Annotated in this window: 11 protein-coding genes and 3 tRNA genes; all 14 read right to left on the reverse strand. The window is 53.0% G+C overall.

From position 1 onward, the window contains the following. Window positions 1-77 (reverse strand) — tRNA-Arg (locus R5268_RS15695). 93 nt (window positions 78-170) lie between these two features. Beyond that, window positions 171-247: transfer RNA gene (locus R5268_RS15700), tRNA-Arg, on the reverse strand. Window positions 248-255: 8 nt separating this feature from the next. After that, window positions 256-348, reverse strand: a tRNA-Ser gene (locus tag R5268_RS15705). 352 nt (window positions 349-700) lie between these two features. After that, the gene (gene csrA, locus R5268_RS15710) at window positions 701-892 is read right to left on the reverse strand and encodes a carbon storage regulator CsrA (RefSeq protein ID WP_004237871.1); all 192 of its coding nucleotides are present in this window, start codon (window positions 890-892) and stop codon (window positions 701-703) included. 229 nt (window positions 893-1,121) lie between these two features. Continuing rightward, window positions 1,122-3,749: an alanine--tRNA ligase gene (alaS, locus tag R5268_RS15715; RefSeq protein ID WP_107679617.1), complete on the reverse strand. Its 2,628-nt coding sequence runs from the start codon at window positions 3,747-3,749 to the stop codon at window positions 1,122-1,124. A gap of 371 nt (window positions 3,750-4,120) precedes the next feature. Further along, window positions 4,121-5,191 (reverse strand): recombinase RecA, encoded by a 1,071-nt coding sequence (gene recA, locus R5268_RS15720; protein ID WP_004237869.1) that lies wholly within the window; start codon window positions 5,189-5,191, stop codon window positions 4,121-4,123. Between the two features lie 88 nt (window positions 5,192-5,279). Beyond that, window positions 5,280-5,801 (reverse strand): nicotinamide-nucleotide amidase, encoded by a 522-nt coding sequence (pncC, locus tag R5268_RS15725; protein WP_182105970.1) that lies wholly within the window; start codon window positions 5,799-5,801, stop codon window positions 5,280-5,282. 12 nt (window positions 5,802-5,813) lie between these two features. Next, window positions 5,814-7,010 (reverse strand): lysophospholipid transporter LplT, encoded by a 1,197-nt coding sequence (lplT, locus tag R5268_RS15730; RefSeq protein WP_046895209.1) that lies wholly within the window; start codon window positions 7,008-7,010, stop codon window positions 5,814-5,816. Next, complete coding sequence (gene aas, locus R5268_RS15735; RefSeq protein ID WP_317419728.1) at window positions 7,007-9,160, reverse strand: bifunctional acyl-ACP--phospholipid O-acyltransferase/long-chain-fatty-acid--ACP ligase; 2,154 nt, start codon at window positions 9,158-9,160, stop codon at window positions 7,007-7,009. The genes lplT and aas overlap by 4 nt, the downstream gene beginning before the upstream one ends. A gap of 153 nt (window positions 9,161-9,313) precedes the next feature. Then, entirely contained in the window at window positions 9,314-9,847 is a 534-nt protein-coding gene (gene aroL, locus R5268_RS15740) for a shikimate kinase AroL (protein WP_046895207.1), read from the reverse strand. 152 nt (window positions 9,848-9,999) lie between these two features. Next, window positions 10,000-11,253, reverse strand: coding sequence for a glutamate-5-semialdehyde dehydrogenase (gene proA, locus R5268_RS15745; protein WP_317419729.1), 1,254 nt, complete (start codon window positions 11,251-11,253; stop codon window positions 10,000-10,002). A 12-nt stretch (window positions 11,254-11,265) separates the two neighbouring features. Continuing rightward, window positions 11,266-12,369: a glutamate 5-kinase gene (proB, locus tag R5268_RS15750; protein ID WP_166707173.1), complete on the reverse strand. Its 1,104-nt coding sequence runs from the start codon at window positions 12,367-12,369 to the stop codon at window positions 11,266-11,268. A gap of 93 nt (window positions 12,370-12,462) precedes the next feature. Then, window positions 12,463-12,864 (reverse strand): sigma factor-binding protein Crl, encoded by a 402-nt coding sequence (crl, locus tag R5268_RS15755; RefSeq protein WP_080948057.1) that lies wholly within the window; start codon window positions 12,862-12,864, stop codon window positions 12,463-12,465. A gap of 68 nt (window positions 12,865-12,932) precedes the next feature. After that, entirely contained in the window at window positions 12,933-14,180 is a 1,248-nt protein-coding gene (gene frsA / locus R5268_RS15760) for an esterase FrsA (RefSeq protein WP_317419730.1), read from the reverse strand. Between the last annotated feature and the right edge of the window lie 4 nt (window positions 14,181-14,184).

The following is a 14,184-nucleotide window of genomic DNA, read 5'->3' on the forward strand; positions in this document are numbered from 1 at the left end:
TGGTGCACCCGAGAGGATTCGAACCTCTGACCGCCCGGTTCGTAGCCGGGTACTCTATCCAGCTGAGCTACGGGTGCGTACCTTAAAACATCTTTTCAGAACTGATTTTTTTATTTTAGCATTTTCTTTTGCCAAAATAAAAACCCCATGACAGTATCGTGGGGTTTAAATGGTGCACCCGAGAGGATTCGAACCTCTGACCGCCCGGTTCGTAGCCGGGTACTCTATCCAGCTGAGCTACGGGTGCAATCTGAATGGCGGTGAGAGAGGGATTCGAACCCTCGATGCAGCTTTTGACCGCATACTCCCTTAGCAGGGGAGCGCCTTCAGCCTCTCGGCCATCTCACCATTGTTTCAGACCACACAACGATGAATTTCGTTTCCGTCATCTCGTCGTCGTGTGGCGCACATATTACTTTCCCCCACTGAGAAGTCAAACAATTTTTCCCAACTTTTTAAGATCTCACGATCGTTTGCACAATTACCGCGCACTATGTTGATTTTCACAACGATACGTGCGTTTTTCCGGCGGCATGAATCCCGTTTACATTACGCAGCAGTGCAGAAAAAATGTGGCAGCAAAAGAGAAAGTAACAGAATGACGGGCGATTTTTGCAGGAAAAAAAGTGAAGAACCGGGATAATAGCGGCAGGAAGGAAAGAAGAAGGCGCCCGTCGCGGTAACGAGCGCGCCTCACAACTTAATAGTTATTATTATTGGGTTGAGATTTTTCAGCCTGGATCCGCTGGTAAATTTCTTCACGGTGAACAGAAACCTCTTTTGGGGCGTTGACACCAATTCGTACCTGGTTTCCTTTAACACCCAGTACAGTCACTGTTACCTCATCGCCTATCATGAGTGTTTCACCAACTCGACGAGTCAGAATAAGCATTCTTTGCTCCTTGAAATATTAAAAGAGTCGGGCCACTGAGTTTACCCGCCATTATCCATCCAACACCGTGAAAGCGTATAGCAATGATTATTTGTAAACTATATGTAGTTTTATACACATTGCAATATTTAGTGTAGTTAAAAATTGCGACCTAACGTTAGTGATACAAAGACGTTATCACCAATATCAGGAGCACGCCGGAGCGCGCCCCTGTTCAGATATACTCTGATTACAGGTGAGATGCCACCCAGCTTTCAACACTTGCCATCGCAGCAGGTAAAGCAGCGGTATCTGTCCCGCCGGCTTGAGCCATATCCGGACGACCGCCTCCTTTACCACCGATTTGTTCAGCAATAAAGGCAACCAGTTCGCCGGCTTTGACTTTGCCGGTCAGATCTTTTGTTACACCTGCAATGAGACTAACTTTATCATCACTGATAGTTGAAAGCACAATAATTCCAGAGCTTAATTGATTTTTTAGATCATCAACCATCGTCCGCAGCATTTTAGGTTCGGCGTTAGTCAGTTGTTTCACCAGAAGTTTAACACCGTTCACTGAAACGGCATCTTTGGTCATGGAGGAACTTTCCTGCGCAGCCTGCTGTTCTTTGAGTTGCTGTAACTCTTTTTCCAGACTGCGGATTTTATCCAGCGCAGCTTTTACTTTCTCGCTCACACCAGCTTCATCACTTTTCACCAGCTGTGCCACGGAAGTGAGTGCATCAGACTGCTGATTCACGCTTTCCAGTGCACCGGCACCGGTAACCGCTTCAATACGGCGGATACCGGCCGCTGTGGCGGATTCGCTGACAATACGGAACAGACCGATATCACCGGTGCGCGCAGCGTGAGTACCGCCGCACAGCTCGGTTGAGAAGTCGCCCATGCTCAGTACACGGACACGTTCATCGTATTTTTCACCGAACAGTGCCATCGCACCTTTGGCTTTCGCGTCTTCCAGATCCATCAGCTCAGTCACAACCGGCTCATTTTTACGGATTTCAGCGTTGACCAGTGCTTCCACTTCCCGGATTTGTGCCGGTGTCATGGCTTCAAAATGAGAGAAGTCAAAACGCAGGTATTTATCATTTACCAGCGAGCCTTTCTGTGACACATGCTCACCCAGAACCTGACGCAGTGCGGCATGCATCAGGTGCGTTGCCGAGTGGTTCAGACGGATGGCGTTACGGCGCTCTTCATCAATTTTCGCCGTAATTTTGTGGTTCACAGTCAGTTTACCGCTCACCACACGACCGGCATGACCGATCGCCTGGCCGTATTTCTGCGTATCCAGAACGCTGAACTGTGCATCGTTGCCGGACAGCACACCGGTATCACCGACCTGGCCGCCGGATTCCGCGTAAAATGCGGTTTTATCCAGAATCACCAGACCTTCATCACCGGCGTTCAGCTCTGTGACCGGCTGACCTTCTTTGTACAGCGCAACAATCGTTGCTGTCTGTTCATTGTGGTCATAACCGGAAAAATCACTGCGTTTGTCGACTTTGATAAGGCTGTTGTAGTCAGCACCGAAGCCGCTGTTTTCACGGGCACGGCGGCGCTGTTCTTCCATTGCCGCTTCAAAACCGGCTTCGTCCACTTTCAGGTTACGTTCGCGGCAGACGTCTGCGGTCAGATCCAGCGGAAAACCATAGGTGTCATAAAGACGGAATGCGGCTTCACCGCTCAGGGTATCCCCGGTCAGTGAGGCTAATTCGTCATCCAGCAGTTGCAGACCGCGTTCCAGCGTACGGGCAAACTGCTCTTCTTCTGACTTCAGTACTTTCTCAACCATCACACGCTGGCGGGCCAGCTCTTCACCGGCAGACTCCATCACGTCGATCAGCGGAGCAACCAGTTTATAGAAGAAGGTGTCTTTTGCGCCGAGCATGTAACCATGACGGACAGCACGACGGATGATACGGCGCAGCACGTAACCGCGGCCTTCATTGGACGGAATAACACCGTCACAAATCAGGAAGGCACAAGAACGGATATGGTCGGCGATCACCCGCAGTGATTTGCTGGTCAGGTCTTCAGCGCCGGTCACTTTCGCCACATCAGCGATCAGTTTGCGGAACAGGTCGATGTCATAGTTGGAGTTGACGTGCTGGAGAACAGCCGTAATACGCTCCAGGCCCATACCGGTATCAACAGATGGCTTCGGCAGCGGCTCTAATGTACCGTCAGACTGACGGTTGAACTGCATAAAGACGATGTTCCAGATCTCAATGTAACGGTCGCCGTCTTCTTCCGGTGATCCCGGAGGACCGCCCCAGATGTGGTCGCCGTGGTCAAAGAAAATTTCAGTACACGGGCCGCACGGGCCGGTATCGCCCATCTGCCAGAAGTTGTCAGAGGCGTATTGGGCGCCTTTGTTATCACCGATGCGGATAATGCGCTCAGCCGGCACACCGACTTCATCTTTCCAGATGTTGTACGCTTCATCATCGGTGGCATAGACAGTTACCCACAACTTGTCTTTCGGCAGGTTAAACCATTCTTTGCCGGTCAGCAGTTCCCAGGCGAAATTAATGGCATCGTGTTTGAAGTAATCGCCGAAGCTGAAGTTACCCAGCATTTCAAAGAAGGTGTGGTGACGTGCAGTATAGCCGACGTTTTCCAGGTCGTTGTGCTTACCACCGGCACGGACACAGCGCTGCGCTGTGGTGGCACGGGTGTAAGGACGCTTATCCAGACCAAGGAAAACATCTTTGAATTGGTTCATCCCTGCATTAGTAAAAAGCAGCGTTGGGTCGTTGTTTGGAACCAGCGAACTGCTCTGGACAATCTGATGTCCTTTTGTATGGAAAAAGTCGAGAAACGCTTGACGGATCTCAGCGGTGCTTTTGCTCATATTTATCCCGAAATCAAGCTGAAATAATAAGATTTATGAAATGCGAAACAGACTGTGAAGCCGCTCCGATTCAACCTTCGGATCAATCAAGGCGGAGAGAAATTTAAGGGTTTCCCTTGAACATTAATTCCCAGATAAATCCATTCGCTGTACCCATTGTAAAGCGAATAAACTTTTTCTGAAAGTCTGTTCGCACAAACGACGCTCATCCGGCCGGGAGCGCAGTTTCTGTATCAGGAACACATAGCGGGAGACAAAGGCAGGCTGTTATACGCAGACAAAAAGAAAGCCGTACCCGTCACGGATACAGCTTTCGAAATAACTCAATGATTTTATTACTGTAAATTCTTAAATTCGCGTGATTTTACGAATTAAAACTCTTCGTTACCTGCATCTTCAGTTTCGCTTTCTTCATTGAAACTTTCTGCTGCGGTACTGAATTCACCGGAATGGTTCAGTAATAACTCACGTAATTTTTTGTCCAGTTCATCCGCCATTTCCGGATGTTCTTTCAGGTAGATAGTGGCGTTTGCCTTACCCTGACCGATTTTTTCACCGTTGTAGCTGTACCATGCACCGGCTTTCTCAACCAGTTTATGTTTCACACCCAGGTCAATCAGTTCGCCCATGGTGTTGATACCTTCACCGTACATGATCTGGAACTCAGCCTGTTTGAACGGTGCAGCCACTTTGTTTTTCACCACTTTCACGCGGGTTTCGCTGCCGACCACTTCATCGCCGTTTTTCACTGCGCCGATACGGCGGATATCCAGACGAACAGACGCATAGAATTTCAGTGCGTTACCCCCGGTGGTGGTTTCCGGGTTACCGAACATCACACCAATCTTCATACGGATCTGGTTGATGAAAATCAGCAGGGTGTTGGAGTTTTTCAGGTTACCGGCCAGTTTACGCATTGCCTGGCTCATCATACGTGCTGCCAGACCCATGTGAGAATCACCGATTTCACCTTCGATTTCAGCTTTTGGTGTCAGTGCAGCCACGGAGTCAACAATGATGACATCAACCGCACCGGAGCGGGTTAAGGCATCACAGATTTCCAGTGCCTGCTCGCCGGTATCCGGCTGGGAGCACAGCAGGTTATCAATATCCACACCCAGTTTCTTGGCGTAGACCGGGTCCAGTGCGTGTTCCGCATCGATAAACGCACACACACGACCCTGACGCTGTGCAGCCGCGATGACCTGTAACGTCAGCGTGGTTTTACCGGAAGATTCAGGCCCGTAGATTTCAACAATACGACCCAGCGGCAGACCACCTGCACCCAGTGCAACGTCCAGTGCCAGAGAGCCGGTTGAGATGGTTTCCACGTCCATGGAACGGTCTTCGCCCAGACGCATGATTGAACCTTTACCGAACTGCTTCTCGATCTGACCTAAGGCTGCTGCCAGTGCTTTCTGTTTGTTCTCATCAATAGCCATGTAAACTCCCTTCTCAGCCCCTGAGAGCGTGCCCCCGGGTTATTAAAATGGTTTCAACTGAATCTGTTGAAGTGATTATACTGTATAGTCATACAGTATCAAGTGATTTTTTTGTCAGAATTGCAATTAATCCGCCGAGCCCTTTCAGCACCGCCTGACAGCGTACCGCATTGCGATCGCCCGGAAAACACCAGCAGCGGGCTGCGGTTTTTATCTCTGCTTTTTCCCGCCACGCCCAGCCGAACCAGACGGTCCCCACCGGCTTTTCATCGCTGCCGCCATCCGGCCCGGCAATGCCGCTGACCGAGACAGACAGATCCGCACCTGCGGTATCCAGCGCCCCGGCGGCCATTTCCCGCACCACCGCCTCACTGACCGCACCAAAGACAGATAATGATTGTTCTGATACCCCGATCATACTGTGTTTGGCATCATTACTGTAGGTGACAAACCCGCGCTGAAAATACGCCGAACTGCCCGCAATATCCGTGATCACCTTGGCAATCCATCCGCCGGTGCAGGATTCTGCCGCTGTAACACTCAGGCCGGCCTCAAGGAGATAGTGCCCCAGTTCTGTACTGCGCCGGGTCAGAGCCTGTTCATCATGCATCTGTCGCTCCTGTTATGAAATCTGTTTTTTGCGGCGGATATCCCAGAGCCATAACCCGCCGATCGCGAGGGCAAACAGGCTGCCGAACGCCGCGCCGATCACCACTACCGGCACACCGGCTTTGACCGCCAGGGAATACAGCCCCAGCATCAGCAGCATCGCGCCGTTTTCCCCCATATTCTGTACCGCAATGGCGTTACCCGCCCCGACCGTCTCTTTACCGCGCTTTTGCAGCAGCGCATTGAGCGGCACCACAAACAGGCCGCCGAATACACCGAGCAGAATCAACGTGATGTTGGCCGGTATCACTGAAGTCTGAAAGGTGAATATAATCACCATCACGCCGATCAGAATCCCGGCCGGCATACAACGGCGTACCGTTTCCAGGGTAATAAAGCGGGCCGCCAGACCGGCTCCGGCAACAATCCCGACAGCCACCATCGCATTAAGGAGTGTCGGCATGGTCTGACCGGTGATCCCCAGTGCCGCCGGTACCCACAATACCAGCATCAGCCGCAGTGTCACCCCCGCCCCCCAGAACAGACTGGTACCGGTCAGGGAAAAGCGGCTTTCCTGGTTTTTCCACAACGATACCGTGGCACGGAAAAAAGTGCTCATCATCGTGCGCGGGTTACGGCTCAGCCCGGTTTTTGCCGGGGGCAGGCGCGGAATACTGAGATTGGTCAGCGCCGCCAGTCCGTACATCACCGTGCATAAAATCAGCGCCATCATAATATGGTAATCGGACAGGAAACCGCCGGTTACGGATCCCAGCAGGATCGCCACAATGGTCGAGGCTTCAATCAGCCCGTTGGCTTTTACCAGCTGTTCACCGGTCGTCAGTTCACCGAGTATCCCGTATTTTGCCGGGGAATACGCGGCAGCACCCACCCCGATCAGCCCGTATCCCAGGAAAGGATCGGCGCCGAGGCAGATCACCACCGCACCGATCAGCTTACAGCCGTTCGACAGCAGCATCACCCGCCCTTTCGGGAAGCTGTCCGCAATCTGTCCGACAAACGGTGCCAGTACAATAAAGGTCAGCACAAACACCATTTGCAGCATCGGCTGGCTCCACTCCGGATAGTGCCGGGCGCTGAGCTGAGCAAGGATAGCAAACAGAATCGCGTTATCCGCAAACGCAGTAATAAACTGCGAAATCAGTACCGCTTTCATGCCTTTGTTCAGTAACGGGGCAGATGCTGTCATATCTGCGGCTCCTGTAATGCCTGCTGCTTCAGTGTGACAAAGTCCGGTTTACCGCTGCCGAGTACCGGCAGTTGTCTGATATAACGGATATCACGCGGAACAGCCAGTTCCGGCAATCCTTTTGCTTTTGCCTGTGCCATCAGTTGTGCACGATCCAGTTCGCTGTCTGTGGTAAACATCACCAGCGCTTCGCCGCGTTTGGCATCTGGTTTTGTCACCACCGCATGCAGTTTATCCGGCGAGACACTCAGTGCCAGTTGTTCAACGCTCTCCAGTGAAATCATTTCACCGGCCAGTTTGGCAAACCGCTTCACCCGCCCGCGGATGGTAATGAATCCGTCTTTATCCACCGTGACGATATCGCCGGTGTCATACCAGCCGGGCTGCACCTCACCCTGCGCATTTTCTGCTGACGGCGGTTCAGTATGCCCCGGTTTTTCCACCCGCAGATACCCTTTCATGACATTCGGTCCGCGAACCTGCAACAGCCCGCCGTTATCAATCCCGGCGACCGGCAGAAGACGTGATTCCATTCCCGGCACCAGCCGTCCGACCGTGCCGGTGCGGGCCGCCATCGGCACGTTGATGGAAATGACCGGTGCACACTCTGTCACCCCGTAGCCTTCCAGGATGCGCAGGCCAAATTTATCCTGCCAGGCCTGTTTGGTGCCTTCCGCCAGTTTTTCTGCCCCGGCCACCGCATAGCGGACACGGGCAAAATCATACGGATGCGCAAAGCGGGCATAGTTGGCAAGAAAAGTGGAAGTACCGAAAATCACCGTACAGTTCTGATCATAGGTCAGTTCCGGCACCATGCGGTAATGCAGCGGGCTCGGATAAAGGAAGATACGGCTGCCGCACAACAGCGGCGTAAACAGTCCGGCGGTCAGACCGAAAGCGTGAAACAGCGGCAGTGCTGACATAAACCGGTCTTTCGGCGTAAAATCCGCAACGGTTTTAATCTGTTCCACGTTAGCCAGCAGAGAGTCGTGACTGTGTACCACGCCTTTTGGTGTGCCTTCCGAACCGGAGGTAAAGAGAATAACCGCATCATCTTCCGGCTTTTGCGGCAGCAGTGCCGCCTGCGGCGTGATCAGATGGCGCATCACCCACAGTTTATCTTTCAGGGTAACGGATGCTTTTGCCTCTTCCAGATAAACCCAGTTGGCTTCTGTCAGTTGTTCCGGCAGATGTGTCAGTTTGCCCTTTTCCAGAAACTGACGTGAGGTGATGATGGTAGTGATACCGGCCGCTTTCATGGCATTACGCAATCCGGCAACACCCGCCGTGTAGTTGAGCAGTGCCGGAATACGGCGGCGCATGGAGGCACCGAGGATCGCCGCGCCCATCACCGTGGCATTCGGCAGCAGGAAACCGGTACGTTCCCCCTCTTTGGTATAGTGGCTGATAATACAGCTCAGTCCGAGGGATTTTTTCAGCAGCCCCTGATAACTGTCCTCGCTGAAATTAATATCATCAATGATCCGCTGAAAACGCCCGTAGCGTTTTACCGCACCGAGAAACGCCTGCGGCAGCGTCAGTGACGGGCGGCATGCCATGCGTGCGTTCATCATGATATCGCGCAGATGTTCCCCCGCCAGACAGCGGCGCTCTGCGGCACGGGGGGCTTCCGGCATCGGGATCACTTCCGGCGGCAGGACATGAATGGTGATGGCCGGGAAAATGTGGCTTTTGATCACTTTGCGCATCCGGCTGAAAAACGTCAGTTCCGCACCGTCAATGCGTACCGGGATGACTTTTGCCCCTGTTTTGGCGGCAATAAAAGCAGCACCGTCATAGATTTTCATCAGGGAATCCGTGATAGTCACCCGCCCTTCCGGGAAGATCACTATCTGGCGCCCTTTTTCCACTTCACGGATCAAATGCCGCAGTGCCAGCGGATTGCGCGGGTCCACAGGGATAATATCAGCGATAGGTTTTAAACAGCGGATAAAAAATGGTGTGGCATAGTTAGTGTACATCGCGAACACCGGCCGGGTCGGCAGGAATAATCCCAGCAGAACACCATCAATAAAAGAGGCATGGTTCGGGGTGATAACACTTCGCGGTTGATTAAGATTACTCAGGTCACCGGTAACACGAATGCGGAATAATCCGCGGAGCAGTGCACGTAACACATTCATCAACATACTGAATTCCCTGTGTATTTATTATTCCGCCAATCGGTTTGGCGGGCAGACGCATCAATAATAACACAGCGGATTGATTAACCAACTGACAGAACAGTACGGCATTATCTTTATTCGATTCGTGTCACTGTTCACGATAAAACAGCCGCAGAATTATACAGCGGCGTGAAGGCGGGTACAGATATGACTGATAAGTTCCGGTACAGGGCAGGTGGCATCCACCACAATATCCGCGCATTCCAGATACAGCGGTTCGCGTTTGCTCAGGACTTCCGCCATCTCCTCCACAATGCATTTTCCGGTCAGACTCGGGCGCTGATGCGCCTGCGGAGTGTGTGACAGGCGTTCCGCCAGCGTTTCGGCACTGGCCCGCAGATATACCACTTTACCGGCGGATTGCATAAATGCACGGTTTTCCGGCGCCATGACAATACCGCCGCCGGTTGACACCAGATGCAGCGGTTTGCTGACCTGACGCAGCACATCACTTTCCAGTTCACGGAAACGGCGCCAGCCCGATTGTTCCACCAGCTGAGAGATAGACATCCTGCACTGCTCTGTCACACAGGCATCAGTGTCAATAAAATCGTACAATAATGCCTGAGCCAGCGGTTTACCCAGTGTGGTTTTACCTGCTCCGCGAGCGCCGATAAGATAAATAACCGGTTTTTCATCCTGATGATTCATACTATCCGCTTCCCCGCAGGTGTTCAAAATATTTTACATAGGTGTAAATTAAGATAGCCTATCATAGCGTACTCAGATAAAAAGCAAAAGTGCGATCCGCAGAACGGCTGTCATCTGACAAAAAAACGCTCTGCGGATACCTGATGATCCGGTTATGAACGGATGGTATGGTCGCCGGTACCAATCCATTTATACGTGGTCAGCGCCGTCAGCCCCATCGGGCCGCGGGCGTGCAGTTTCTGTGTGCTGACGGCGACTTCCGCCCCCAGTCCGAACTGACCGCCATCGGTGAAACGGGTACTGGCGTTAACATATACCGCTGATGAATCAATATTTAATACGAAATAATCAGCCTGAGACATAGATTGCGTCAGAATCGATTCTGAGTGCTGTGTGCCGTAATGACGGATATGCTCAATCGCACCGTCAATATCAGACACAATCACCACATTCAGGTCGAGAGATAACCATTCATCTGACAACTGCGCATCAGTCACCGGCTCTGCTTTTGCCGGGCCGTTTTTCAGCAGCGCCAGCGCCGCAGGATCGGCATGCAGGGTGACATTGTCCGCAGCCATTTTGTCACTCAGCAGCGGCAGAAATTCCGCCGCGACTTTTTCATGTACCAGCAGTGTTTCCACTGCATTACAGACGCCCGGACGCTGCACTTTGGCATTTGTGATGACCGGCAGTGCTTTATGCAGATCGGCTGTCTCATCAACATAAATATGGCACACACCGATGCCGCCGGTGATCACCGGAATTGTGGACTGCTCGCGGCATAAGCGGTGCAGAGCGGCACCGCCGCGCGGGATAAGAATATCCACATAGCGATCCATCTTCAGTAATTCATTGACCAGCGCACGATCAGGATTATCAATGGCCTGAATCGCGGCCTGCGGCAGCCCGCACTCACTGAGCGCCTGCTGGATCACACTGACAACCGCCACATTCGTATTATGTGTTTCTTTGCCGCCGCGCAGGATCACCGCATTCCCGGTTTTCAGACACAGCGAGGCAACATCCACCGTGACATTCGGACGCGCTTCATAAATCACGCCGACCACGCCCAGCGGGACACGGCGGCGTTCAAGACGCAATCCGCTGTCCAGCACACCGCCGTCGATCACTTCCCCGACCGGATCTGCCAGCTGACACACTTTACGCACATCAGCAGCAATACCTTCCAGACGCGCCTGAGTCAGCAGCAGACGATCAAGCATCGCCTCAGATGTTCCCTGCTCACGGGCTTTGGCAATATCGAGTTCATTGGCAGCAAGGATCGGCGCGCTGTTTTGCTCCAGCAGATCGGCAATACGGGCCAGTGCCCGGTTCTTCTGTTTTCCGGAGAGCTGAGCCAGTACCCGGGAGGCGGCTTTGGCCGCTTTACCTGTTTGTTCTAACATATGCTGATATCCTTAACTGACAATCATATCGTCGCGGTGGACAGCCACTGCGCCGTATTCATAACCTAAAACCGTGCTGATTTCCTGTGACTGCCTTCCGGCAATCAGGCGCAGCGCATCGCTGTTATAACGGCAGACACCGTGTGCCAGATCCCGGCCGTTCAGAGCCCGGATGCGGACAACCTCACCGCGTGAGAAATTACCGTTCACGGTTCTGATACCGCTCGGCAGCAGAGAACTGCCCTTATCTTTCAGCGCTTTCTCCGCGCCGTCATCCACAATAATTTCGCCGGCAGGCGGTGCCCCGAAGATCCACTGCTTACGCGCTTCCATCGGCGCTTTTTTCCCGAAGAACCGGGTGCCGACCGGCACATCATCAATCACATCACAAATCACCCCGGCGCGATCACCGGCGGCAATAATGACATCAATACCTGCGCGGCCTGCAACGGTTGCTGCCTGGAGCTTGGTGGCCATTCCGCCGGTGCCCAGCCCGGATACGCTGTCGCCTGCGACACTGCGCAGTTCATCACTGATATCATGCACTTCGGCAATCAGAGTGGCATCCGGGTTGCTGCGCGGATCCGCGGTATACAGCCCCTCAATATCCGTCAGCAGCAGGAGTTTATCCGCCCCGCCGAGAATAGCGGCCAGTGCGGAGAGGTTATCGTTATCCCCGACTTTGATTTCCGCGGTGGCAACCGCATCATTCTCATTAATGACCGGCACGATACCGTTATCCAGCAGCGCGGTCAGTGTGTCACGGGCATTCAGGAAACGCTCGCGGTCTTCCATATCCGCGCGGGTCAGCAGCATCTGGCCGATGTGAATGCCGTAAATAGAAAACAGACGTTCCCACAACTGGATCAGGCGGCTCTGTCCGACCGCAGCCAGCAGCTGTTTGGACGCAATGGTGGCGGGGAGTTCAGGGTAACCGAGGTGCTCACGTCCGGCAGCAATCGCCCCGGAGGTCACAATAATAATACGATGCCCTTTTTCATACTGCTGCGCACACTGCCGGACCAGTTCAACGATCCGCGCCTGATTTAAATGTCGTGATCCGCCGGTCAGCACACTTGTGCCCAGTTTGACAACCAGCGTTTGGCTGCTATTCATTGCGTTCTACCATTATTTTGCGAGATAAGAAAAGATGACCTGTTTTAACAGGTGATGCGCGCCATGCCAACAGGCACAACGCAAAACCGGACATTAATCCGGCTGCTTTCCGGGGGGCGGTGATTCCGGTGACGGCGTCAGAGACAGATCCAGTTCCTGAAGAACGGCCTGTAAACGGGGATAAAAATCAGTCAGCGTTTTTCTGACTGCATCGCAGGTTTCTTTATCAGACACTGTTTTTTTCTGCCAGAGCCCGTTTTTATCAAATACCCCGGTATGGTATTCAGAGACGAACCCGGTTTCCTGCGGGATCAGTGACAGCCACCAGCCATAAAACTCACGTTTTTCCGGTGCGGCTGATGCATTCACACACACCGCCAGACAATCAAAAAAATAATGCCCTTCCTGACACTGCGGCTCACGGATATACGGACCCAATGCGGTAAAACATCGCAGCAACCTGCCGCGCGTGTAATCTGAAACCAGCGCCATCATCAAGCCTCCTTTCAGTGGAGGCTTAGTTGTAGCAAACAGACAGGAATTATCAATGGTTTTTATGCTGTTCAGGATAAAATTCTGGTGAGCCAGCGGGTCGCTTCAACCAGCGATTTATGAAAGGTGTCAAAAACCGGCGTCTGACCAAATTCCAGCAGTTTACCGTCAGCACTGGAGCGGGTAATCAGTTCCGATTCACTTTTCGGACTGAACACATCCTCTTTCCAGCACATACTCAGTACCGGCAATAAACAGCGGCGGCCGAGCAGTCCCTGATTTTTCAGTGACAGGCAACTGAGCCGGGAGCGGACGGTATCAGGGTCGGTACAGCGCGCTGCCGCACGGCTGGCCAGCACATCCATATACATGGCAGGAACCTGATCCTGCCGCTGCGGACTGACAAAGAGATCATGCACCACCGGCCCGAACAACACAGCGCCCCGCAACTGATGTGCGGATAAATACGCCATGCGCATCGCCACATTGGCACCGAAACGCAGGCCCATCACAGCCACACGGGTGTGATCGACCCACGGCACATTGCGCAGCTGATCCAGCACCTGCTGGTGCATCAGGCTGCTTTCCTGGCCTAATACCTGTTTGGCGGAGTAACCGACTGACGGCATATCCAGCGTCAGCAGGGCAATTCCCTGCGGTGCCAGATAATCACGGAAGTAGCGGCAATAATCACTTTGCAGATTATCCAGACTGCCGCACATCATCACGACCGGAAAAGCACCGGTTTTTCCCGGCGGGAGGTGCAGGAAAGCGCAGACATTGCCGCCGCTCTCCATTTTGAATTCAATTTTTTTCAGTTCATATGCAGCAAACCGGGCGGAATTTTCATACGCCTGATTTGCCAGAACCGTAGCCTGATCCGCCAGCTCATCCCCTTTCAGATGAGGATATCCCGCAATACTGTACAGATTTGCGGCAATCAGCCAGGCTTCACAGGCTTTGTCGCCGGATTCAAATTCCAGCGCTTTACGCTGCCACAACATCGCCTGCTGAGACCATTCATAAGCCCAGTTGCCGCGGCGGTAACCGATTACCGTATCCAGCAGTGTATCATCACTGCGGGGGGCATCGGATGCTGCGATACGGCTGAGAACCTCTTCGGTTTCCAGCGGCGGTATCCCCCGCCAGGCCCACATTAAGCGGTTAATCATGCGATACCAGCCCGGATGCGTACATCCGCTCAGGACGCTGCCCTTGACTTGTTTCATACCGGAACGGGTAAAATTCACCAGCACGGATGTCTCAGGGTGTTTGATTTTCGGCTTAAACAGTTTCTCTGACAGGTTCTGTTGTGTCATGGCA

The organism is Morganella sp. BCCO 40_0007 (assembly GCF_032989665.1).
GTDB classification, from domain to species: Bacteria; Pseudomonadota; Gammaproteobacteria; order Enterobacterales; family Enterobacteriaceae; genus Morganella; species Morganella sibonii.

Coding starts and splice junctions, on each gene's coding strand:
- csrA (WP_004237871.1), bottom strand. CDS start 892: ATGCTTATTCTGACTCGTCGAGTTGGTGAAACACTCATGATAGGCGAT.
- alaS (WP_107679617.1), bottom strand. CDS start 3,749: ATGAGCAAAAGCACCGCTGAGATCCGTCAAGCGTTTCTCGACTTTTTC.
- recA (WP_004237869.1), bottom strand. CDS start 5,191: ATGGCTATTGATGAGAACAAACAGAAAGCACTGGCAGCAGCCTTAGGT.
- pncC (WP_182105970.1), bottom strand. CDS start 5,801: ATGCATGATGAACAGGCTCTGACCCGGCGCAGTACAGAACTGGGGCAC.
- lplT (WP_046895209.1), bottom strand. CDS start 7,010: ATGACAGCATCTGCCCCGTTACTGAACAAAGGCATGAAAGCGGTACTG.
- aas (WP_317419728.1), bottom strand. CDS start 9,160: ATGTTGATGAATGTGTTACGTGCACTGCTCCGCGGATTATTCCGCATT.
- aroL (WP_046895207.1), bottom strand. CDS start 9,847: ATGAATCATCAGGATGAAAAACCGGTTATTTATCTTATCGGCGCTCGC.
- proA (WP_317419729.1), bottom strand. CDS start 11,253: ATGTTAGAACAAACAGGTAAAGCGGCCAAAGCCGCCTCCCGGGTACTG.
- proB (WP_166707173.1), bottom strand. CDS start 12,369: ATGAATAGCAGCCAAACGCTGGTTGTCAAACTGGGCACAAGTGTGCTG.
- crl (WP_080948057.1), bottom strand. CDS start 12,864: ATGATGGCGCTGGTTTCAGATTACACGCGCGGCAGGTTGCTGCGATGT.
- frsA (WP_317419730.1), bottom strand. CDS start 14,180: ATGACACAACAGAACCTGTCAGAGAAACTGTTTAAGCCGAAAATCAAA.